This window comes from Lipingzhangella halophila (assembly GCF_014203805.1).
Classification (GTDB): Bacteria; Actinomycetota; Actinomycetes; order Streptosporangiales; family Streptosporangiaceae; genus Lipingzhangella; species Lipingzhangella halophila.
Window position 1 is genome coordinate 146,764 of record NZ_JACHJT010000001.1, and the last position, 23,209, is coordinate 169,972.

General features: G+C 69.4%; 17 protein-coding genes and 3 tRNA genes. 18 read left to right on the forward strand and 2 right to left on the reverse strand.

From position 1 onward, the window contains the following. Positions 1–5: 5 nt before the first annotated feature. The 9 genes from F4561_RS00735 to F4561_RS00775 all read left to right on the forward strand — a co-directional run bounded on the left by F4561_RS00735 (position 6) and on the right by F4561_RS00775 (position 11,147). Positions 6–4,439 (forward strand): TIGR02680 family protein, encoded by a 4,434-nt coding sequence (locus F4561_RS00735; RefSeq protein WP_184573717.1) that lies wholly within the window; start codon positions 6–8, stop codon positions 4,437–4,439. Between the two features lie 372 nt (positions 4,440–4,811). Continuing rightward, complete coding sequence (locus F4561_RS00740; RefSeq protein WP_184573719.1) at positions 4,812–6,926, forward strand: AAA family ATPase; 2,115 nt, start codon at positions 4,812–4,814, stop codon at positions 6,924–6,926. 141 nt (positions 6,927–7,067) lie between these two features. Next, positions 7,068–7,140: transfer RNA gene (locus F4561_RS00745), tRNA-Thr, on the forward strand. Between the two features lie 128 nt (positions 7,141–7,268). Continuing rightward, positions 7,269–7,341 (forward strand) — tRNA-Met (locus tag F4561_RS00750). 84 nt (positions 7,342–7,425) lie between these two features. Further along, positions 7,426–7,590 carry a 50S ribosomal protein L33 gene (rpmG, locus tag F4561_RS00755; RefSeq protein ID WP_184573721.1) on the forward strand — a complete coding sequence of 55 codons (165 nt, stop codon included), beginning with the start codon at positions 7,426–7,428 and terminating at the stop codon, positions 7,588–7,590. A gap of 275 nt (positions 7,591–7,865) precedes the next feature. Continuing rightward, positions 7,866–8,327: a MaoC family dehydratase N-terminal domain-containing protein gene (locus tag F4561_RS00760; RefSeq protein ID WP_184573723.1), complete on the forward strand. Its 462-nt coding sequence runs from the start codon at positions 7,866–7,868 to the stop codon at positions 8,325–8,327. 21 nt (positions 8,328–8,348) lie between these two features. After that, a complete protein-coding gene (locus F4561_RS00765) occupies positions 8,349–8,777 on the forward strand; it encodes a MaoC family dehydratase (protein ID WP_184573725.1) in 429 nt (142 codons plus the stop codon). A gap of 75 nt (positions 8,778–8,852) precedes the next feature. After that, complete coding sequence (locus F4561_RS00770; RefSeq protein ID WP_184573727.1) at positions 8,853–9,923, forward strand: UDP-N-acetylmuramate dehydrogenase; 1,071 nt, start codon at positions 8,853–8,855, stop codon at positions 9,921–9,923. A 633-nt stretch (positions 9,924–10,556) separates the two neighbouring features. After that, the gene (locus F4561_RS00775; RefSeq protein WP_281384002.1) at positions 10,557–11,147 is read left to right on the forward strand and encodes a TMEM165/GDT1 family protein; all 591 of its coding nucleotides are present in this window, start codon (positions 10,557–10,559) and stop codon (positions 11,145–11,147) included. Positions 11,148–11,280: 133 nt separating this feature from the next. On the opposite strand, the gene F4561_RS00780 is transcribed toward F4561_RS00775, so the two are convergent. Continuing rightward, on the reverse strand, positions 11,281–12,306 hold the full coding sequence (locus tag F4561_RS00780; protein ID WP_184573729.1) for an adenosine deaminase: 1,026 nt from the start codon (positions 12,304–12,306) through the stop codon (positions 11,281–11,283). Between the two features lie 107 nt (positions 12,307–12,413). Then, positions 12,414–13,622, reverse strand: a complete 1,209-nt coding sequence (locus F4561_RS00785) for a pyridoxal phosphate-dependent aminotransferase (protein WP_184573731.1) — start codon at positions 13,620–13,622, stop codon at positions 12,414–12,416. 210 nt (positions 13,623–13,832) lie between these two features. Between F4561_RS00785 and F4561_RS00790 the strand changes: the two genes are divergently transcribed. From F4561_RS00790 to rpoB, 9 genes are all read left to right on the forward strand, one after another. Beyond that, positions 13,833–13,905, forward strand: a tRNA-Trp gene (locus F4561_RS00790). A 96-nt stretch (positions 13,906–14,001) separates the two neighbouring features. Next, complete coding sequence (gene secE, locus F4561_RS00795) at positions 14,002–14,292, forward strand: preprotein translocase subunit SecE (protein ID WP_184573733.1); 291 nt, start codon at positions 14,002–14,004, stop codon at positions 14,290–14,292. 138 nt (positions 14,293–14,430) lie between these two features. Beyond that, on the forward strand, positions 14,431–15,237 hold the full coding sequence (gene nusG, locus F4561_RS00800) for a transcription termination/antitermination protein NusG (RefSeq protein WP_184573735.1): 807 nt from the start codon (positions 14,431–14,433) through the stop codon (positions 15,235–15,237). A gap of 302 nt (positions 15,238–15,539) precedes the next feature. Next, entirely contained in the window at positions 15,540–15,971 is a 432-nt protein-coding gene (rplK, locus tag F4561_RS00805; protein WP_184573737.1) for a 50S ribosomal protein L11, read from the forward strand. 141 nt (positions 15,972–16,112) lie between these two features. Next, entirely contained in the window at positions 16,113–16,820 is a 708-nt protein-coding gene (gene rplA / locus F4561_RS00810; protein WP_184573739.1) for a 50S ribosomal protein L1, read from the forward strand. A 198-nt stretch (positions 16,821–17,018) separates the two neighbouring features. Continuing rightward, positions 17,019–17,843, forward strand: coding sequence for an SCO4651 family lipoprotein (locus F4561_RS00815; RefSeq protein ID WP_184573742.1), 825 nt, complete (start codon positions 17,019–17,021; stop codon positions 17,841–17,843). A 336-nt stretch (positions 17,844–18,179) separates the two neighbouring features. Beyond that, on the forward strand, positions 18,180–18,704 hold the full coding sequence (rplJ, locus tag F4561_RS00820; RefSeq protein ID WP_184573744.1) for a 50S ribosomal protein L10: 525 nt from the start codon (positions 18,180–18,182) through the stop codon (positions 18,702–18,704). Positions 18,705–18,800: 96 nt separating this feature from the next. Further along, positions 18,801–19,187 carry a 50S ribosomal protein L7/L12 gene (rplL, locus tag F4561_RS00825; RefSeq protein ID WP_184573747.1) on the forward strand — a complete coding sequence of 129 codons (387 nt, stop codon included), beginning with the start codon at positions 18,801–18,803 and terminating at the stop codon, positions 19,185–19,187. A 526-nt stretch (positions 19,188–19,713) separates the two neighbouring features. Next, positions 19,714–23,181, forward strand: a complete 3,468-nt coding sequence (gene rpoB / locus F4561_RS00830) for a DNA-directed RNA polymerase subunit beta (RefSeq protein ID WP_184573750.1) — start codon at positions 19,714–19,716, stop codon at positions 23,179–23,181. Positions 23,182–23,209 lie beyond the last annotated feature (28 nt).

Below are 23,209 nucleotides of genomic sequence, written 5' to 3' on the forward strand. Positions count from 1 at the left end.
GGCCGATGAGCGACGCTGGTGAGCCCGTGACGACGCTGCCCGCCGCCGCCCGCGTCCAGCGTTACCAGCTCAACCGGGCGGGCATCTGCAACGTCTGGCAGTACGACGACCACACCTTCCAGTTCGCCGACGGCCGGCTGCTGCTGCGCGGCCGCAATGGCGCAGGCAAATCCAAGGCGCTGGAGATGCTGCTGCCGTTCCTGCTCGACGGCGACGCGCGCCGCCTCGACACGACGGGCACCGGTCGGACCAGCCTGCGTTGGCTGCTGCTGGGCGGCCGGGCCGCCGAACCGGACGAGGACGAGGACCCCGAGGACCCCGAGGACGACGACACCGGCGAGGAGACCTCGACGCTCGGCTACCTGTGGGTCGAGTTCGCCCTGGGCGAGGATGACGGTGACGCGCGCTGGATCACTCTCGGCGCCGCCATCACCGCCTCCGCCAGCACTGACGCCCGCAGCGTGTTCTTCGTCACCGACCGCTCCGTCGGCACGGACCTTGAGCTGGTCACCGACGGCCGCCCCCTTCCCGTAGAGCGGCTGCGCACCGAGGTCGGCACCGACAACTGCTTCGACTCCGCCGTCCCCTACCGCGCCAGGGTGATGCGCGACCTCTTCGGAATCGACGACCCGGTGCGCTACCGCAACTTGGTCCACCTGCTCTACCGGTTGCGCCGCCCCACCATCGGGGAGCGCCTGGAGGCGGGCGAGCTCGTCTCGGTGCTGGCCGAGGCGCTGCCACCGATGGACGAGAGCATCATCGACGAGGTAGCGCGCAACATCTCCGATCTGGAGGAGGCCCGCGAGCGGCTGGCGACGCTGCGCGCGGCCCGCGAGGAGGTGGGGGCGTTCCTCACCGACTACCGCGGCTACCTGCACGGTGCCCTGCACGGCCAGGTCCGGTCCGTGCGCGAGCAGGTCACCGCCTACCAGCGCCGCGATGCCGAGGTCGAGCGCCTGCGTGCCGAGCTCGACCAGCTCGTCGCGAGCGAGAGCGCGGCGCAGGAGGAGCGCGACCGGCTCCGGCGCACCCGCGACACTGCGGCCTCCGACGCCGCGACCCTCAACACCGCGGGCGCGGTGCCTCCCGTGGCCTCGGACGAGGTGCACGAGGCGCGCTACGCCGCCGTCACCGCCTACGTTCGCGCCGCCGAGGCGTCCTGGGCCGCCGCCGGCTTCGCCGTGACCACCGAGGAGCAGGCCCGGCAGCGGCTCGCCGCCGACATCGGGGCGATCGAGCGCGCGCTCTCCGAGCTGCAGCGCCTGCACACCCAAGTGGTCGAGTGCGCACGCGAAGGCGGTTTGGGGTCGCTGCAGCTCGGCCAGATTCCGCGTCCGGTCAGCACCACGCTCGCGCCGCGCGAGAGCGTCTCCCAGGTCGACCTCGAAGGAGTGGAGCGGGCGGTCGAGCGCGAGCCGGTATCCGGAATCGACCTCGCCGACCTCCGCCGGGGGCTCGCCGAGTTGCATGACCGGATGACCGCGGCCGACAGCCACGCGGTCGAACGCGCGGGGGCGGCCACCGCCCTGCGCGACCTTGCCGCCGATCTCGCGGCCGCCGAACGCCGCGAGGAGGCACTGACCGGAGAGGAGGAGTCGGCCGACGCCGTCCTGGAACGCGCGCACGAGAGAGAACGGGCGGCGATCGAGCGGGTCCGAGCCGCCAGCGCCGAGTATGCGACCCAGGTGCGCGAATGGGGCACCACCCTGCGGGAGTCCGTGCCCGATAGCGATCTGAGTGACCCCCTGGCCCGCCTGGAGGAACAGGTCGAGCTGCCCCTCGACGAGGCCATGCGGGTGCTCGACCCCGATGTTCCGGAGAAGGTGGCGCGCGCCGCCCACGAGATCGTGGACCCGCTGCTGCGGGACCTGCGAGGGCGCCGCGACACCGCGGTCGGGGAGGAACGCGAACTCGTCACGGAACTGGACGAGCTCTCCGACCGCAAGGCCGGCACCCCGGGGCACGTCGCGGCCCCGCCCCCAGCGTGGGCGACGGCCGACCGCGAGGAGGCCGCGGGAATCCCCCTTTACCGCACCGTGGACTTCGTGGAATCGCTCACCCCGGACGAGTGCGCCGGGCTGGAGGCCGCACTGGAGGCGAGCGGGCTCCTCTCCGGATGGATCGCCGCCGACGGGACAGTCGTTGACCCCACAACGGGCGACCTGATGTTGACCGCCGGCCGCCAGGCCACCGGCCGCACCCTGCTCGACGTGCTCACCCCCGTCTGCGACCCCGCCTCCGGGGTCGCGGACCGCACCGTCGCCGCTCTGCTCGCCTCGGTGGCGCTGCTCCCCGCGGCGGGCGAGGGTGAGCCCGAGGCGCGGCACCGGCGCCTCGGCTCCAACGCGGCCTCCAGCGCGGTGGCCCTTGACGGGCGGTGGCGGCTTGGCGTGGCCAGTGGCGCCCACCACAAGTCCGCCCCCGAGTACATCGGCGAGCAGGCCCGCGCCGAGGCGCGCGACCGCCAGCTCGCCAACGTCGACCGGCGGATCGCCATCGCCGAGGCGCTGCTCGCCGAGGCCGGGGAACGCCGCGGTGACATCGAGACACGGTACGCCGCCCTCATCGACATCTCCCGCGCCGTGCCCGACGGACGCGACCTTGTCGGCGCCTGGGCCGCCCTCGACAACGCGCGTTCCTGGCTGGCCGACGCCAGGCGTGCGCACTCCGCCGCACGGGACGAGGCCGCGACTGCCCGCTCGACCGTCCTGGACCTGCGTTCGCGGTTGCGCGAGCGTGCCTCCGAGGCCGGCGCGACCGCCCTTCCCACCGCGGGTGCCGCTCTCGCTGACACCGTCACCGCGCTGGAGGCACTGCGGGTGCGGGTCGGTGCCGCGCAGCAGGACCTCGAAGCGCTCGCGGTGCTGCTCGCCGAGTACCAGCGGCACGTCGAGGAGTGGGAGCGCGCTCGCTCCGACCGGATCATCGCCGAGGACGCGCGGACGTCCGCGATCAGCGACATGATCACCGTGCGCCGGCGGATCGAGCTGACCGACCGCGCCCGCGCCGCCGCGCCGGACCAGATCGAGAGTGCCGTGGGCGAGGTCCGCGGGCGAATGGACCAGGCGGGAGGCCAGCTCCCCGAGGCAGAGCGCGCCGCGCAGCAGGCCCGCGACGACCGTGTCGCCGCCGAGACCCGGCTGGACGCGGCCGTGTTCGAGCGCGCCGAACAGGCCAGGCGCACTCTGGCCGCCGGGGCGGCGCTGCGCGAGATGCTGGGCGACGCGGACGGCGAAGCCGACTCCGCCCTGCTCGCGGCGGCCGGGCTCACCGGGCTCACCGGAGTCTGGGCCGACGAGGAGGGGTCGGCCGCCACCGAAACCGGCGGCGATGCGGACCCGGCCACCGGTGACGACGCGCTCGCCGACCGGGTGAGCGCGCTCGAAACCCTGGTCACCGCCCTTGAGGGCGGCCTCGAACCCCCCGAGAAGGCGGCCGAGGTCGACGACAGCGGCATCCTGCGCCGGCGCGAGGAACTACACCGGCTGCTCACCGGGACCGACACGGCCGCCGACGGCCGGGCACCGCGCCGCAGCTCCATCGGCGCCCGCACCGAACTCACCGAGCCGAACGGGATCAAACGGCTGACCGTGCACGACGACGACGGCTCGCGCGACATCGCCGAGTACGCCGACCGCCTCGACGAGGCCATCGCACGCGCCGAGGAGGCGGCGCTGATGTGCGAGGAGGAGGCGTTCGAACGCCACCTGCTCGGCGAGCTCGCCGGCCACCTCGCGCGCCAGATCGACGACGCGCGGGCGCTCATCGCCAACATGAACGACGTCCTGGCCAGCGTGACCACCTCCCAAGGGCTCGGGGTGCGGATGGACTGGCAGCTGGCGCCCGACGCCGACGAGGACATCCACGCGGTGGTGCCGCTGCTGGAGCGTCCCGCGGAGCAACGGACCCGGCTCGAGACCACCCAGCTTCGCGACGCGCTGCGCCGCTGCATCGAGGCGATCCGCCGGCTCGACCCCTCGGCCACCGGTGGCTCCCGGTTGCGGGCCGCTCTGGACTACCGGTCGTGGTTCGCGTTCACCGTCTACGTGACCGACTCCGCGAACCCCGAAAGCGAACGCAAGCTGGGCCACCGGACCGCACTCAGCCAGGGCGAGCAGCGGGTGGTCGCCTACCTGGTGCTCTTCGCGGCGGCGGCCGCGCAGTTCGACTCGCTGGCCGCGCACGCGAAGCACGCGCCGCGGCTCATCCTGCTGGACGACGCGTTCGCGAAGGTGGACGAGCCCACCCACGGCCGGCTGCTGGGATTGCTGATCGAGCTGGACCTGGACTTCGTCCTTACCTCGGAGCGGGTCTGGGGATGCTTCCCCAGCGTGCCCAGCCTGCATATCTACGAGTGCCTGCGCGACCCCGCTGTACCCGGCATCGCCACCCTGCACTTCACCTGGGACGGCCACCGGCGACGCCTCGTGGGGGTCTGACGCCGGCGCGTGCCAGGGCGCGGTTCTCGCCGATGCCCGGGTGAGCGGAGTGGGGCCGCTCCGGCGTGTTCGGCGCCGCACCTGATGGTGGGACGCTCCGCTCGCACCGCGCCAAGCGCCCCCGCGCGACGTCATGGTCTCCGCTCGGCGCAACGCACGCGGACGCCGGATCCCGCGGGTGTGTGATCTCAGACACGATTCGCGGCTCCCCGGGCGCTTCCGGCCCGCCACCTCCTTGTGGCCGCCAATGCGATTGATAATGCGTTTACCTGCAGGTTCGCGGTGATTCTGCGGTTCGCTCGGCCGCGAGGCCCCGGCTCGGCCTACTGCTTTCGTCCCACCTGTCCTAGTCTGCTGGAGCAAGGTTGAGAGATGGAGCTGGGTGTGGTGACGACGGTGACAACGAGCCATCAGGCATTCACCGGCGAACCGCGGCCACCGGACGACGGTGGAGGCGGGGCGTCTGAGGCCGTCCTGGCACGGCTCGCGAGCTCGCCAATCGACCCGCTTGCCCGGCAGTGGGTCGCGGCCGCGCTGCACGAGGACGGGGACAACGCCCTCGCCGCCTGTGCGCAAGGCGAGCCTCCGCCGGTGCCGGAACCGGTGCGGGCGCAGGAGGCCCCCCAGGGCCAGGTGCGGTACAGCTATCTGAGCCGGATCGAGGTCCAGGGTTTCCGCGGTATCGGCCGGCCGACCGCGCTGGAGTTCCCGCCGGCCCCCGGTCTGACCGTCATCGTCGGGCGCAACGGCTCGGGGAAGTCCAGCTTCGCCGAGGCCGCCGAGGCCGCCCTCACCGGGCGCAACCTCCGGTGGGACGCCATGCCCACCGCGTGGCGCGACGGCTGGCGCAACCTGCACTACGACGAGCGCACCGAGGTCACGCTCGACCTGATGCTCTCCGGCGACGCCGTCCCGACCCGGGTCACGCGTACCTGGGCCGGCGACAGTGTGCGCTCGGCGCGGGGCTCGGTCGAGTGGCCCGGCGGCGGGACCACCACCCTGCGCGGGCTGGGCTGGGACGACGAGCTGGTCCGCTACCGCCCGTTCCTGTCCTACGACGAGCTGGGCCGTACCATCACCGGCCGCGCGGCCGAGCTCTACGACACGATCACCACGATCCTGGGGCTTACAGACCTCGCCGATGCCGAACGCCGCCTGGCCCGGACCTGCGACAAGTTGGCCAAGCAGCGCGACCGCCCCAATCGCATCCTGGGACAGCTCGTCGACCGGCTGCGCGAGAGTGGGGACCCGCGCGCCACACGCGCCGTGGAGCTGCTGACCGCCACGTCCATCGATCTCGAGCAGCTCGCCAGCATCGCGAGCGACACCGGGCCGGCCGATCCCGAGCGCCAGGTGGTACTGCGCCGGCTGCGGCGCCTCGCCGTGCCCGAGCGCTCCGTGCTCACCGATGTGGTCAACGAGCTGCGCGGCGCTGCTATGGAGCTCGCCATGACAGCGGGCACCAAGGGGGACCGCGCCCGGGGCATCGTGGACCTGCTCCGCCAGGCGACGGAGCACCAGCAACGGCACCCGACCGAAACCGACTGCCCGACCTGCGGCGCGAACCAGGCGTTCGGTCCGGGATGGGCGGCGAAGGCCAAGGCGCAGATCGCCGCTCTGGAGCCCGTGGCCGCGACAGCCTCCGCTGCCTATGAGCGTGCCGAGGCCGCGCGCGACCAGGCCCGGTTCCTCATGGCCCCGATGCCGTCCTGGTTGCCTCCGGACAGTGAGCTGGGCCAGGTGTGGGCGCAGTGGGAGGCCGGGACGCACCTCACCGACCTGGGTGAGTTGGCCGACCACATCGAGAATGTGGGGCGCAGGCTGCGCTCGACGGCGGTCGCCGCGCGCAAGGAGGCGGGGGCCCGCCTTGAGGATCCCACCGACGGGTGGGGGGACCTGGCCGAGCAGCTCTCGGAGTGGGTCGACGACGCCCGCGCGTCGATGCGCGCCGCCGAGGCGCTGCGTCCGGCCGAGCAGGCGCTGTGGTGGCTCACCGAGCAGGCCCGGGAGATCCGCGCCAGCCGGCTGAGTCCGCTCGCGGCGTACGCCGAACAGGTCTGGCATCTGCTGCGCCAGGAGCGCCGTATCGACCTCGAAGCGCTGCGCCTGGTCGGGCGGGGCACGCAGCGGCGGGTCGCGGTGGACGTCACGGTCGACGGTGCGGAGGGTGACGCGAACTCGCCCGGGCTGCTCAGCCAGGGCGAGTTCCAGGCGCTGGCGCTGTCCATCTGCCTGCCGCGCACGATGGTCTCCGGCAACCCGTTCGGTTTCCTGGTGATCGACGACCCTGTGCAGGCCATGGACACCGAGACCGTCGAGGGCCTGGCCAGTGTGCTCGCCGAGGTGGGACGGCACCGGCAGATCATCGTCTTCACGCACGACACCCGGCTGCCCGATGCGCTGCGCCGTCTCGGGCTGCCCGCGACGATCCGCGCCATCCAGCGCGACGCCATGTCCAACGTGCAGGTGGCCGACTACGGGTACTAGCGGCCGGCGCCGTGCGGCCGCGGGCTCCGCGCGCGGCGCCGGGGTGCGGCGGGATTTCGATTTGCACGAGTACCCCGCAGGACCTGTATAGTCATGACCAACGCAGAGGGCGGAACCCCCAAAGGGGACCCCTGAGAGCGTGCCCCTTTAGCTCAGTCGGCAGAGCGTCTCCATGGTAAGGAGAAGGTCTACGGTTCGAATCCGTAAAGGGGCTCCGCCACTTGATGAGGTTCGTGAAGGTTCCGGTTCACTCAGGTGGGCGACCAGCGGACGTCCTGTCCGTCGGTTGGACCGGGTATCCGGTATCCTCTTCGCGGGGGTTCCTCGGAATCCCCGGAGCAAGGCGGGGTAGCTCAGTCGGTAGAGCAAGCGGCTCATAATCGCTGTGTCGTCGGTTCAAGTCCGGCCCCCGCTACCGCCTGCGTGGGTTCTCTGTACTCCAGGGTTCCACGCGGGTCTCTTGTAGTGTCCGAGTCTTCCAGCAGAAAGGCACTCCGCCGTGGCTGTCACAGATGTGAGGCCGAAGATCACCCTGGCGTGCCAGGAGTGCAAGCACCGCAACTACATCACGCGTAAGAACCGTCGGAACAACCCCGACCGCCTTACGCTGAAGAAGTTCTGCCCCAACTGCCGGACGCACTCCGAGCACCGCGAGACCCGCTAGTCAGTGTTTGTCTTGCGCTCGCCGGGTCGGGCGCCTGATAGCCGGGAACCTTCGGATCCTGCGGTGTGGTCGATCGTTCCTCGCTCTCACACCTACGGAGCCCCCGGAACCCCGGCGGCGCCCGGCTGGCCGGCTAGCCCGGTTCTGTTCCGGGCATGGGCCGGACCTCACCGCATCGAGCCCAGTGAGCGGCACACGCTCACTGGGCTATTAGTGTGTGGTGCTCCGGTGCCGCCTATGGGGTGGCGACCGGGCACGCGGCGAGAGAGGGAGCGATGGCGATCAACCGCGACTTTCTGGGGCGGGAGTACCCGGCCCCGGAACTTTACGAGGTGACGCGGGGCAAGATCCGGGAGTTCGCCGAGGCGATCCAGGACGCGAACCCGATCTACACCGACGCGGCCACGGCCAGAGCCGCCGGGTACACCGACGTCATCGCACCGCCCACGTTCCCCATCATCATGGGAATGGCGGGCGCCGGCCAGGCCATCGTCGACCCCGAGCTCCGCCTCGACTTCTCGATGGTGGTGCACCGCGAGCAGCGGTTCCGGTACAGCCGGCCCATGGAGGCGGGCGACCTCGTCCACTGTGTGACGCGCATCTCCGACATCAAGGCCCTGGGCGGCAACGAGCTCATGACGCTCGACAGCGAGATGAGTACCCCCGGAGGAGAGCACATCGTCACCGCGCTCAACACCATCGTCGTCCGGGGTGGCGCCGAGGACGCCGAGCACTAGCAGCGGAATGGGAGTCCGGTCATGACCGCCACCGTCAAGTACGCCGATGTCGAGGTGGGCCAGGAGCTGCCCGAGCAGACCTACCCCGTCCGGCGGCTGGACCTCGTCCGCTACGCGGGCGCTTCGGGGGACTTCAACGAGATCCACTGGAACGAGCGCGTCGCGAAGTCGGTCGGGCTGCCGAACGTCATCGCCCACGGCATGTTCACAATGGCCGAGGCGGGACGCTACATCACGGACTGGGTCGGCGACCCCGGCGCGATCGTCGAGTTCGGGGTGCGCTTCTCCGCCCCCGTGGTGGTGCCGGATGACGACACCGGCGCGGAGATCGTCATCAGTGGTGTCGTGCGCAAGAAACTTGAGGACAACCAGGTCGCGGTGGCGCTCACCGCACGTTCCAAGGGCGTGAAGGTGCTGGGCGGCTCCACCGTGGTCGTCCGGCTCGGCTAACCCGCTTCCGGGACATCGGGCCATCCGGGCTCCGGCCGGTGCACGCTGACATCGAAGATCCCACCAGAGGTAACCGTGACCACTGCTCCCGCCGACAACGTCCGGCTCGCCGACTACACCACTCTCGGTCTCGGTGGTCCGGCCGGACGCTTTGTCACCGCCCGCGACACCGAGGAGCTCGTCGCCGCCACCGCCGCGGCCGACGCCGCCGGCGAGCCGCTCCTGCTGCTGGGCAGCGGAAGCAACGTCGTCGTCGGCGACGCGGGATTCCCGGGCACGGTCGTGCACGTCGACTCCCAGGGGCTGCGCCGCGTGCCGGCCGGCGACGACCGGATGCAACTGCACGCGAGCGCGGGCGCGGAGTGGGATTCCCTTGTGGAGTACGCCGTAGCCGAAGGGCTCAGCGGGCTGGAGTGCCTCTCCGGGATTCCCGGCCGGGTCGGCTCCACCCCCATCCAGAACGTCGGTGCCTACGGCCAGGAGGTCAGCGAGACCATCGCGCGGGTTCTGGTCTACGACCGGGAGACCGGGGAACGGCGGGTGATGACCGGCGCCGAGTGCGGGTTCAGCTACCGCAGCAGCGTCTTCAAGGGCGACGACCGCTACGTGGTCTGCGAGGTGGTGTTCGAGCTCACGCGTTCCCCGCTGAGCCGGCCCATCCGCTACGCCGAGGTGGCCCGCTCCCTGGGGGCGAACCTTGGCGACCAGGTGCCACTCAGCGAGGCGCGCGCCGTCGTGCTCCGGCTGCGCAAGGGGAAGGGCATGGTGCTCGACCCGGCCGACCCCGACACCCGCAGCGCGGGCTCCTTCTTCACCAACCCGATCCTCGGTCCCGAGGAGTTCACCGAGTTCGGCAAGCGGGTCGCGGAGCGGCTCGGTCCCGATGTGGAGCCGCCCGCCCACCCGGACGGCACCGGGCGGGTGAAGCTCTCCGCCGCCTGGCTCATCGACAAGGCCGGGTTCAGCAAGGGATACGGCCGCGGGCCGGTCCGGATCTCCTCGAAGCACACGCTCGCGCTGACCAACGCGGACGGCGCGACAACAGCCGACCTGCTGGAGCTGGCCCGCGAGGTGCGCGCCGGTGTCGCGGAGAAGTTCGGCGTGACCCTGGTGAACGAGCCGGTCCTGGTGGGGGCCACGCTCTAGGTAGTGCTTTCTTGGCTCGCTGGCGCTCGCCGGGTCGGGTGCCCCGAAGCCGGGAACCTTCGGGCACCTCCGGTGTGCCGCCCCGGTCGGCTCCGCCAGTCGCGGACGCCCCACCTCCGGACCCTCCAGAACCCCGGCTGCACCCGACTGTGTTTTCTGGGCTCGCAAGCTCGCCGGGTCGGGTGCCTGGAGGCCGGGAACCTTCGGGCACCTCCGGTGTGCCGCCCCGGTCGGCTCCGCCAGTCGCGGACGCCCCACCTCCGGACCCTCCAGAACCCCGGCGGCCCCCGACCCGGCCGGCGCGCTCGCGAACAGGCGCGGCCGAGAATTCCCAACAATGTTCTTCGGCGCGCCGAACTTCGCCATTGGGAATCGCCATTTATGTTCCTGGTAATTCCAATGAATTGCGTCCCGCCAATTCTCTGTTAAAGTCGAATTCGTCGAGGGGGAGTAGTCCCCGAACCGTGCGGTCGACATACTGGTCCGCGTTGGCGCGGACCCGGTCGTGCGGGCCCAGAGTCCCCCTCTGGGCGGACGAGACCTTCGATCCAGCGGATATAGGTATCTGCCGGGTCGGAGTGTCGTGCGTGCCCTTCGCCCCGCCCGGCGGGAGGATCGACGGGCGGAGACCCCTTGGCATTTCTCATTCCCCTGGCCGCGAGTGCCGCCGCCATTTTCGTGGCGGAAATGGGTGACAAGACCCAGCTCGTGGCAATGTCACTGGCGACGCGGTACCGCATTACCACCGTCCTTGTGGGCATCACGCTGGCGACGGTCGCGGTGCACGCCGCCAGCGTCCTCATCGCCGGGGTCCTCGGGCTGGCGATTCCCACCGACTGGGTCACCCTCGTAGCCGGACTCGCCTTCCTCCTCTTCGGCGCCTGGACGCTGCGCGGTGACGAGCTCAGCAGCAAGGACGAGGAGCGAGCGGCGTCGCGGCGGCTGAGCTCCGGCCTCATGACGGTGTGCGCCGTCTTCTTCATCGCCGAGCTCGGGGACAAGACGATGCTCGCGACGATCGCGGTAGGGACCCAGTACCACTGGTTGCCGGTATGGATCGGGTCGACGGTCGGCATGGTGCTCGCCGACGGCCTCGCGATCGCGCTGGGCGCCGTCCTGGGCAAGAAGCTGCCCGAGCATGTGGTGCGCCTCTGCGCAGCGGTCGCCTTCTTCGCTGCCGGGGCGGTGCTCACCTTCCAGGGCCTGCGGATGGTCGCGGCGTGACCCCGTCGCCGCCGTGCCGCGCGTGCGCCGAGCGTGTGCGGCGAGGGCGGGCGCATCGAAGGTGACTGCCAGGACATGGTCAGCGCCGAGAATGTCCGCACGGTCACCCTCGATGACTCCCGGCATGGAGCCCTTACGGTCGGGGCGGTTCCGCCAGCCAGGCGTCGATGCCGGCGAGGAGCTCCTTGCGGAGCGCGTCGGGCGCGGCCGAGCCCTTCACCGACATCCGGGCCAGCTCCGCGAGCTCCGCGTCGGAGAAGCCGAACACAGTGCGGGCGATCTCGTACTGCGCCGCCAGCCGCGGGCCGAACAGCAGGGGGTCGTCGGCCCCAAGCGCGATGGGTGCCCCAGCGTCGAACAGCCTGCGCAGTGGCACCTGGTCGAGCTCGTCGACCACGCCCAGGCTCATGTTGGACGTGGGACACACCTCCAGGGTGACCTTGCCGGTGGCGATCCGCTCCACCAGATAGGGGTCCTCGACCGCGCGTACCCCGTGCCCGATCCGGTCGGCGGACAGCTCGTCAAGGCAGTCCCGGACGCTGCGCGGGCCGTTGAGCTCGCCGCCGTGCGGGGTGGAGAGCAGGTCGGCGCGCCGCGCGATCCGGAACGCGCGCTCGAAGTCCAGCGCCCGGCCCCTGCGCTCGTCATTGTTCAACCCGAACGCGTACACCCCGCTTCCGGCGTACTGCGCGGCGAGCCGGGCCAGCGTCCTGGCGTCCAAGGGGTGCTTGGTGCGGTTGGCCGCGACCATGATCCCAACGGCGGTGCCGGTGTCGCGTTCAGCCGTCCGCGCCGCGTCCAGGATGAGCTCCAGCGTCGCGGTGAGGCCGTCGAAGCGCGCTGCGTAGCCGCTGGGATCCACCTGGATTTCCAGCCAACCGGATCCGTCGGCCCGGTCGTCCTCGGCAGCCTCCCGGAGCAGCCGGTAGATGTCCTCGGGGCGCTGCAGCACCGACCGCGCGACATCGTAGAGCCGTTGGAACCGGAACCAGCCGCGCTCGTCGGTGGCGCGCAGTGTGGGCGGCCAGTCCTCGACCAGGGCGTGCGGCAGGTGCACGCCGCGCTCGTGCGCCAGCTCGACGAGGGTGCTGTGCCGCATGGATCCGGTGAAGTGCTGGTGCAGGTGGGCCTTGGGCAGCCTGGCGATGGGGCGGTGCATGACTCAAGGGTGCCTCAGGCGCGGCACCGTCGTCGCGCAGTTGGTGAGACAACGCGACCGCCCGGGGCGCTGTCGCCCCGGGCGGTCGCGGCCGTTGGCGGGACGGCCTACTGGGCCTCGCCGAGCAGCTTCTGCAGCCGGCCCACTCCCTCGGCCAGGTTGTTGTCGCCGAGCGCGTAGGACATCCGCAGGTAGCCCGGGGTGCCGAACGCCTCGCCCGGTACCACGGCGATCTCGGCCTGCTCCAGGATCACCTCGGCGAGCTCGGCGGAGGTCTGCGGCCGGTGGCCGCGGATCTCCCGGCCGAGCACGTCCTTGACCGAGGGGTACGCGTAGAACGCCCCCTCCGGATCCGGGCAGACGACGCCGGGGATCTCGTTCAGCATCCGGACGATGGTGCGCCGCCTGCGGTCGAACGCGGTGCGCATCTCGGCGACCGCGCTCAGGTCGCCCGACACCGCGGCCAGGGCGGCGGCCTGCGACACGTTCGCGACGTTCGATGTGGCGTGCGACTGCAGGTTCCCGGCCGCCTTGACGACATCGTTCGGGCCGGCGATCCACCCGACGCGCCAGCCCGTCATCGCGTACGTCTTGGCGACACCGTTGACGACGACGGTTCGCTCGGCCAGCTCGGGAACCTCCACCGGGATGGAGCTGAACCGCGCCGAACCGTAGACCAGGTGCTCGTAGATCTCGTCGGTGAGGACCCACAGCCCATTGCCGTTGGCCCACTGCCCGATCTCGCGGACCTGCTCCGGTGGATAGACCGCGCCGGTGGGGTTCGACGGGGAGACGAACAGCAGGACCTTGGTGCGGTCGGTGCGCGCCGCTTCGAGCTGCGCCACGCTGGCGAGGTAGCCGGTGGACTCGTCGGTGACCACGTAGACCGGGACACCGCCGGCCAGCTTGATGGATTCCGGGTAGGTCGTCCAGTACGGGGCGATGACGATGACCTCGTCGCCCGGGTCGAGCAGCGTGGCGAACGCCTCGTAGATGGCCTGCTTGCCGCCGTTGGTCACCAGGATCTGGCTGGGATCCACCTGGTACCCGGAGTCGCGCAGCGTCTTCTCGGCGATGGCCTCCTTGAGCTCGGGGAGGCCGCCGGCCGGCGTGTAGCCGTGGAAACGGGGCTCGTGGCAGGCGCGTACCGCCGCCTCGACGATGTAGTCGGGCGTGGGGAAGTCGGGCTCTCCGGCGCCGAAACCGATGACGGGACGCCCGGCCGCCTTCATGGCCTTGCCCTTGGCGTCAACGGCCAGCGTGGCTGACTCGGAGATACCGCCGATGCGTGCGGAGATGCGAGGTCGCTCAGTCATGTGCACCATACTTGCACGAGCCGTCGAATGGGTCTCCCGGGATGTGGTAAACAGCTTCCGCGTGGACATCACCGGCCGGGTTGGTCCTCAGCGGCGATAGGGCTTAGACTTCGGTGATTGGTAGCGAGGCCGCATCGTGCGCGGTGCGCGATAATCGGTTGCGTCCCCGAAGCTGCGGCACGCTATCCTGGGTTAACCATGCTAACCCGAAGGGCAGTGGCTCAATTGGCAGAGCACCGGTCTCCAAAACCGGCGGTTGGGGGTTCGAGTCCCTCCTGCCCTGCAAGGCATCCAGCAGAGATCGTGGGGGAGGGCATCGCGAGCGTGCGGTGGAGTTCTCCCCGCAGCAGCCCGGACCGTCGACTCCTAAGGACCTCAGGTGACACAGACTGACGCCGCGGCTAAGCCCGACCGGGAGCCCCAGCGTCGCACCGGTCCGGTGACCTTCGTCAAGCAGGTTGTGGGCGAACTCCGGAAGGTTCGCTGGCCCACCCGCCGCGAGCTCATCACCTACACGATCGTCGTCATGGTGTTCGTCGTCATCATGGTCGGATACATCTCGTTGCTTGACTTCGGCTTTGGTGAAGCTGTCACCTGGCTCTACGGCACAGTCGGCAGCAGCGGCGAGGCGACGCAGCCCGGCGGTGAGATGCCCGGCGTTCCGCAGTAGCGGCCACGCCGCAGCCGCGCCGGACGGCTTGGTCCCAATACTCCCGCTGAGACCGTAGGCTGGGCGGGAGAACTGGTATCGGCGCCATTCGATTCCGAGCCGGCCCAGAGCGCGCAACCGACGACAGAAAGAGCAGCCGTGTCCGAGTCCCCACTGACCTCTGACGACTTCCCAACCGAGGAGCCGGTTCAGTCGTCGGCGGAAGAGCCGGAGCAGGCCGACCCTGCGGCCGAGGCGGCCACGGACGACTCCCAGGACGTCGCGGACGATGCGGCGGAGGCCGCCGAAGCGGGCGACGAGGAGGAAGCCGCGGAAGCGGGCGGCGAGGGCGAGTCGGAGGAGGCTCCCAGACTCGACCCCGTCGAGGAGTTCAAGATGGAACTCCGGCTGCTTCCCGGCGACTGGTACGTGGTGCACACCTACGCCGGGTACGAGAACCGGGTGAAGACCAACGTCGAGAGCCGTACCCAGTCGCTCAACATGGAGGACTACATCTTCCAGGTCGAGGTGCCCACGCAGGAGGTCACCGAGGTCAAGAGCGGCAAGCGGCAGCAGGTGACGGAGAAGGTCCTGCCGGGGTACGTGCTCGTCCGCATGGACCTCACCGACGAGTCCTGGGCGGCCATCCGCAACACTCCGGGCGTCACCGGCTTCGTTGGCCTGTCCAACCGGCCCGCCCCGCTGAGCCTCCAGGAGGTCGCCGACCTGCTCGCGCCGGAGCCCGAGGAGGAGCCGGAGCAGGTGCACAAGGAGAAGGCCGAGAGCCGCTCCGACGTCGCCTACGAGGTCGGGGAGTCCGTGACGGTGATGGAGGGCCCGTTCGCCACGCTGCCCGCCACCGTGAGCGAGATCAATCCCGACACCCAGAAGCTCAAGGTGCTCGTGTCGATCTTCGGTCGCGAGACCCCGGTGGAGCTGGGCTTCAACCAGGTCTCCAAGATCTGACAAGACCCGTCCGGCGCTCGCGTGCCGGCTTGGGAGCCGGCGTGTGCGGGGGCTGCGGCGCCGGCCGTTCGGGCCGGCGGGGCACAACCCCGGGTAGTAGTAGTATTGGTGGTGCCGGAAATCGCATCACGCCCCGCTTCGGCGGGGCTTATTCGCGTTCCGCACGGTCCCGGCGGATGCGCGGCGCCCAGGTGCGTGCCCCGGCCCGTCGTCCGGCGCCGATGAGGATTCGGCCCGAACGCCCCGCTCACAGCGGAGTCAAGGGACTCGTCACGACCCAGAAACCAGGCAAAGGACCCGAAATGCCGCCCAAGAAAAAGAGGATCGCAGCGCTGGTCAAGGTCCAGCTGCCCGCTGGCCAGGCCACGCCGGCTCCGCCCGTTGGTACCGCGCTCGGCCCGCACGGTGTCAACATCATGGAGTTCTGCAAGCAGTACAACGCCGCTACCGAAGCCCAGCGCGGCAGCGTCATCCCGGTAGACATCACTGTCTACGAGGACCGCTCCTTCACCTTCGTCACGAAGACGCCGCCGGCGCCGAAGCTCATCCTCAAGGCCGCGGGCCTGAGCAAGGGGAGCCCTGACCCGAAGCGCACCAAGGCGGGGAGCGTCACCGCCGACCAGATCCGCGAGATCGCGCAGACCAAGCTGCCCGACCTGAACACCGACGACATGGAGCGCGCCGAGGAGATCGTCGCCGGCACCGCCCGCTCCATGGGCATTGACATCAAGTAGCCGTCCCCGGGTTCGCGCGGGGCGAGCCGCGCGCCGGCTCGGGCAGTCGCGAGCGACGGGTCCGGGCGCGGCGGTAGGAACCCCGCAGTGGCAGGGCCAGGCGCTGGCCCGCACACCACATACCTCGATCAGGAGAGTCACGTGAAGCGCAGCAAGAACCACCGCAAAGCCGCCGAGATGGTGGACCGCACCCGGCTCTACGCGCCGGCCGAGGCGATGAAGCTCGCCAAGGAGACCAGTACGGCCTCCTTCGACGCGACCGTCGAGATCGCCGTGCGCCTGGGCGTCGACCCGCGCAAGGCCGACCAGATGATCCGCGGAACGGTGAACCTGCCGCACGGTACCGGTAAGACCGCTCGGGTCCTGGTCTTCGCCACCGGCGACCGTGCCGAGCAGGCCCGCGCGGCGGGTGCCGACTACGTTGGGGACGACGACCTCGTCCAGGAGATCCTGAACGGCTTCCTGGACTTCGACGCGGTCGTCGCCACTCCCGACCTGATGGGCAAGGTCGGCCGGCTGGGCCGGGTGCTCGGCCCCCGAGGGCTCATGCCGAACCCGAAGACCGGAACGGTCACGCCCGATGTCGCCAAGGCCGTCGGCGACATCAAGGGCGGCAAGATCTCGTTCCGTGTCGACCGGCACGGGAACCTGCACTTCATCATCGGCAAGACTTCCTTCGACGAGCGCCAGTTGGTCGAGAACTACGCCGCCGCGCTCGACGAGGTGCAGCGGATCAAGCCGTCCGCGTCCAAGGGGCGGTACCTGAGGAAGGTGAGCGTGACGACCACGATGGGTCCGGGCATCCAGGTCGACCCGAACGCCTCGCGCGAGGTCGGCGCCGCTGCCTGAGGCGCCTCCCGATTCCGCGATGTGCCCCGGCCGTGCTCCGGCCGGGGCACATCGCGTATTTTCAGGGGGTTCGTTCGTGCCCTGTACTGTTCGGACGGTTGTGCCCGGATATCCCCATCCCCCTTCCGGGAACCGAATCGCCCACCGCGGCGTCGCAATCGGGGGACTCTGACGAAAAGATCCTTGGGAGCGTTTCACATGCTGAAGAAGAGTGCCGGAGTAGCTGCCGGCACGGGACTGGTGGTGGCGACCACGGGGTGCGGCATCATCCCCGGGCTGGGCGCGAGCCCGATCGAGATGCTGCAGCAGTCGGTTCAGGAGACCCAGGAAATCGGGGCCTATCGGGCGGAGGTGACGTCCTCGGGTTCCATCGGAGACGAGCCAGCGACCGACACCACAGCCGAGATCGTTTTCACCGAGGACCCGGAACCCACCATCGAGTTGACCAACCAGGATGACAACAGCGTCGCCCTGATCCGCGGCACGGAGTTCCTCGTCGACGACGGCAGCGGGGAGTGGCTCCGCATGGACTTCGAGGAGATGGGCGAGGACACGTTCCTTGACCCCAAGGCTCAGGTCGACCAGCTGATGGCGGGCCAGAACGTCGAGGAGACCGGGAGCGAGGAGGTCAACGGCGTCGAGGCCACGATCGTCGAGGGCAGCTACCCGATCCAGGACGCCTTGGACCAGATCGAGGACAGCGAAATCCGCGACCAGGTCGAGACGACCTACGAGGAGGCGGGTGTCGAGGAGGTCCCGTTCACCGTCTGGGTCGGCGACGGGCTGCCGCAACGGGTGCAGTACGAGATCGGCGACTACGAGGAGACGATCGACTTCCTGGAGTTCGGCCAGGACGTGAGTATCGAGTGGCCCTCCGAGGACCAGATCTCCGACATGGACGAGATGTTCGACGACCCGATGAGCGATATGCCGTCCCCCGACGTCGAGATGCCCGACGCCCCCGATCTCGACCAGGAGATGGAGGACCTCGAGCAGGACCTCGAGGACCTCGAGAACTACTGACCGCCGTACTCCGGCACGCCCCGCACGCCGCCCGGCCCCCTTGAGGGGGCCGGGCGGGTTCGCGTCTGAGACCCGGATCTCCCGCTGGTGTGCGCGGCACCCCGCCGGATCGACTAACATGGAAAGTGCCGAAGACCGCCGGTCGTCACCCGAAGGGTGACCTAAGGTTCCATGCGAAATGGGCGGCCCGCGCAGGTGTGATGTGAGTCGTTTCGCCCCGTGTTCGCACGTGGGCGTGCATACGCCCCGCGCACACCCGCGCCGGGGTGTTTTTTATGCGCTCCCCTTCGCGTGGCCCCTTGGGAACCGCCGGCGTTCAGTGTTGGAAGGAGTCCCATGGCGAGGCCGGATAAGGCAGCCGCGGTCGCCGAGCTCAAGGAGGAGTTCCAGAGCTCGCAGGGCGCCGTACTGACCGAGTACCGGGGGCTCAGCGTGGCGCAGGTCGGTCAACTGCGCCACAGCCTCGGCCAGAACGCGCGGTTCCGCATCGTGAAGAACACGCTGACCAAGATCGCTGCCACCGAGGCCGGTCTTGATGAGCAGGTCATCAACCTGTTCGAGGGTCCGACGGCCATCGCCTTCGTCCGAGGGGACGTCGTCGAGGCCGCCAAGGGCCTGCGTGACTTTTCGAAGGCGAACGCGCCGCTGGTGATCAAGGGCGGTGTCATCGACTCCCAGGTGATGACACCGGAGCAGATCAACCAGATGGCCGATCTCGAGTCCCGCGAGGTACTGCTCTCGAAGCTGGCCGGAGCGCTCAAGGCCAAGCAGGGCCAGGCGGCCCGGTTGTTCCAGGCGCTGCCGACCAAGACCGTGCGGCTCGCTCAGGCGCTGCACGACAAGCGCTCGGACGAAGCTTAGGAAATCACGGGGCCGCGCCGCGTTCGCGGACGCTGGCCGGTACCCGGCACCGTGCCAATGGGTGCGCGTGTTGCTAGAGGAAGAGAGAACCACACCATGGCGAAGCTCAGCACCGAAGAGCTGCTCGGCGCTTTCGAGGAGATGACTCTGCTCGAGCTGTCCGAGTTCGTCAAGCAGTTCGAGGAGAAGTTCGACGTCGAGGCCGCTGCTCCGGCCGCGGCGGTCGTCCAGGCTCCGGGCGGTGGCGGCGAGGCCCCCGTCGAGGAGGAGCAGGACGAGTTCGACGTCATCCTGGAGTCCGCTGGCGACAAGAAGATCCAGGTCATCAAGGAGGTCCGCGGCCTGACGAGCCTCGGGCTGAAGGAGGCCAAGGACCTGGTCGACGACCTGCCGAAGCCGCTGATTGAGGCCGCCAGCAAGGAGAACGCCGAGAAGGCGAAGGAGACCCTTGAGGGCGCCGGCGCCACCGTCACGCTGAAGTAGCGTGCCGCGGCGTACGCGAGGCGGTCACTCCTGAGGGGTGACCGCCTTCGCTCGTGTTCGGGGCGCGCGGGTGCCGCAGGGGAAACCGCGCCGGCATCGCGGGCGGGCGCCCTCCCACCCTCGCCAACTCCTGAAGCCCTGAGTCGGTGAATCATTCCCAGTATCGCCTCGTTCACACCCACCCGGTCGTGTGGGGCCTCTCACGACCGCTTATTGCCCCGAACGTGCGACGCCGGGCTTGACGGATTCGCCTGTTAAGGCGATGCTGCGTGGTGTCGTGACAGAGTCCGGGGGTCATTGTTGGACAGCGGTGTAGTATTCGGCTACACTGCCCTTTTGCGCTGCCCTTTGACGATCCCTGTGCCGGTGTCCGTGTGTTTGTGCCCGACTTCCCTTGGGAGTAGGGCCTTGAGCACGTGCTCCACCGTTGAGAGCCGACCTGTCACACATCGGTTGTTCTCTCAGATATGAGGGTCGTCCGGCGTGCGCGCGCATCAACCGCCACAAGCCTTCGGAAGGACCCCTGTTGGCAGCCTCGCGCAACGCCTCCGCTAACGCCCTTGGTCCGAACCGCGTTTCCTTCGCCCGCATTCAGGAACCACTCGAGGTCCCCAACCTTCTCGCTCTGCAGACCGAGTCCTTCGACTGGCTGCTCGGCAACGAGAAGTGGAGCTCCCGAGTCGAGGCGGCCCGCAACTCGGGTCGCAAGGACGTTCCGGAGCAGTCCGGCCTCGAAGAGATCTTCGAGGAGATCAGTCCGATCGAGGACTTCTCGGGCACGATGTCGCTCTCATTCCGCGACCACCGGTTCGAGCCGCCCAAGTACTCCGAAGAGGAGTGCAAGGACAAGGACATGACCTACTCCGCCCCGATGTTCGTCACGGCGGAGTTCATCAACAACGACACCGGTGAGATCAAGAGCCAGACGGTGTTCATGGGCGACTTCCCGCTCATGACCGTCAAGGGCACGTTCATCATCAACGGCACCGAGCGTGTGGTCGTTTCGCAGCTTGTCCGTTCGCCGGGCGTGTACTTCGACCGCCAGGTCGACAAGACCTCGGACAAGGACCTTTACGGGTGCAAGGTCATCCCGTCGCGCGGTGCCTGGCTGGAGTTCGAGGTCGACAAGCGCGACTTCGTCGGTGTCCGCATCGACCGCAAGCGCAAGCAGGGCGTCACCGTCCTGCTCAAGGCGCTGGGCTGGACCACCGACCAGATCCTGGAGCGCTTCGGCCAGTACGAGTCCATCCGCAACACTCTGGAGAAGGACCCCACCGCGGGTACCGACGACGCGTTGCTGGACATCTACCGCAAGCTGCGCCCCGGGGAACCGCCCACGAAGGAGTCGGCCCAGGCGCTGCTGGAGAACCTGTACTTCAACCCGAAGCGCTACGACCTCGCCAAGGTCGGCCGCTACAAGATCGACAAGAAGCTGGGCCTGGGCACCGAGATCACCCAGGGCACGCTGACCGAGGACGACATCGTCGCCACGGTCGACTACCTCGTGCGGCTGCACGCCGGCGAGGAGGAGCTCGAATCCCCGCGGGGGACGCTCCCGATCGAGACCGACGACATCGACCACTTCGGCAACCGCCGGCTGCGCACGGTCGGCGAGCTTATCCAGAACCAGGTGCGCCTGGGGCTGGCCCGCATGGAGCGGGTGGTGCGCGAGCGGATGACCACCCAGGACGTCGAGGCCATCACGCCGCAGACCCTGATCAACATCCGCCCGGTCGTCGCCTCCATCAAGGAGTTCTTCGGCACCAGCCAGCTCTCCCAGTTCATGGACCAGACCAACCCGCTGGCCGGGCTGACCCACAAGCGCCGCCTCTCGGCGCTGGGCCCGGGCGGGCTGTCCCGGGAGCGCGCCGGGTTCGAGGTGCGCGACGTCCACCCGTCGCACTACGGCCGCATGTGTCCGATCGAGACCCCTGAGGGGCCCAACATCGGCCTCATCGGCTCGCTGTCCGCCTACGGCCGGGTGAACTCCTTCGGCTTCGTCGAGACCCCCTACCAGCGGATCGTCAACGGCAAGCTGACCGGCGAGGTCTCCTACCTGACGGCGGACGAGGAGGACCGCTACGTCATCGCGCAGGCCAACACTCCTGTGGGGCCCGATGGCGGGTTCACCGACAGCCGCGTGCTGGTCCGTACCAAGGGCGGCGAGTTCGAGGCGGTCTCGGCGGACGACGTCGACTACATGGACATCTCGCCGCGCCAGATGGTGTCGGTCGCCACGGCCATGATCCCGTTCCTGGAGCACGACGACGCCAACCGCGCGCTCATGGGCTCCAACATGCAGCGCCAGGCGGTGCCGCTGCTGCGCGCCGAGTCGCCGCTGGTCGGCACGGGCATGGAGTACCGCGCGGCCACCGACGCCGGCGAGGTCATCCTGGCCGACGACGCCGGTGTGGCCGAGGAGGTCACGGCCGACGCCGTCACGGTCATGGCCGACGACGGCACCCGCAAGACGTACCGTCTCGGTAAGTTCCGGCGGAGCAACCAGGGCACCTGCTTCAACCAGCGTCCGATCGTGGTCGAGGGCCAGCGGGTCGAGGAGAGCGACGTGCTCGCCGACGGCCCCTCCACCGAGCAGGGCGAGATGTCGCTGGGTAAGAACCTGCTGGTGGCCTACATGTCCTGGGAGGGGCACAACTACGAGGACGCCATCGTGCTCTCGCAGCGCCTCGTGCAGGACGATGTCATGTCCTCGATCCACATCGAGGAGCACGAGGTCGACGCCCGCGACACCAAGCTGGGGCCCGAGGAGATCACCCGCGAGATCCCCAACGTCAGCGAGGAGGTGCTGGCCGACCTCGACGACCGGGGCATTATCCGCATCGGCGCCGAGGTCGTCGACGGCGACATCCTCGTCGGCAAGGTCACCCCGAAGGGGGAGACCGAGCTGACTCCCGAGGAGCGGCTGCTGCGCGCGATCTTCGGGGAGAAGGCACGCGAGGTCCGCGACACCTCCCTGAAGGTGCCGCACGGTGAATCCGGCAAGGTCATCGGGGTCCGTGTCTTCAGCCGCGACGACGGTGACGAGCTGCCCCCGGGCGTCAACGAGCTGGTCCGCGTCTACGTCGCGCAGAAGCGCAAGATCACCGACGGCGATAAGCTCGCCGGCCGCCACGGGAACAAGGGCGTCATCGCCAAGATCCTCCCGCAGGAGGACATGCCGTTCATGGAGGACGGCACCCCGGTCGACATCATCCTGAACCCGCTGGGTGTTCCCGGCCGGATGAACGTCGGCCAGATCCTGGAGATCCACCTCGGCTGGCTGGCCGAGAGCGGCTGGAAGATCGAAGGTGACGACGCGCCGTGGAAGGAGTCCATGCGTGCCATCGGGGCCGGCGACATCGCGCCGGGAACCAGGGTGGCCACGCCGGTCTTCGACGGTCTGCGTGAGGACGAGATCGGTGGCCTGCTGGAGTCCAGCCTGCCCAACGAGGACGGCGTGCAGCTGATCGACTCCAACGGCAAGGCGGTGCTCTACGACGGGCGTACCGGTGAGCCGTTCGACGAGCCGATCGCGGTGGGCTACACCTACTTCCTCAAGCTGCACCACCTGGTCGACGACAAGATTCACGCCCGTTCCACTGGGCCGTACTCGATGATCACCCAGCAGCCGCTGGGCGGTAAGGCGCAGTTCGGCGGGCAGCGCTTCGGTGAGATGGAGGTCTGGGCGCTGGAGGCGTACGGCGCCGCATACGCGCTGCAGGAACTGCTCACGATCAAGTCGGACGATGTCCTCGGCCGCGTGAAGGTCTACGAGGCGATCGTCAAGGGCGAGAACATCCCCGAGCCGGGCATCCCGGAATCCTTCAAGGTGCTCATCAAGGAGATGCAGTCGCTCTGTCTGAACGTGGAGGTGCTGTCCAGCGACGGTATGTCCATCGAGATGCGGGACACCGACGAGGATGTCTTCCGTGCAGCGGAAGAACTGGGAATCGACCTTGGTCGGCGGGAGCCGAGCAGTGTCGAAGAGGTCTAACTTCCGCGATCTTCAAGAGCAGGGGACG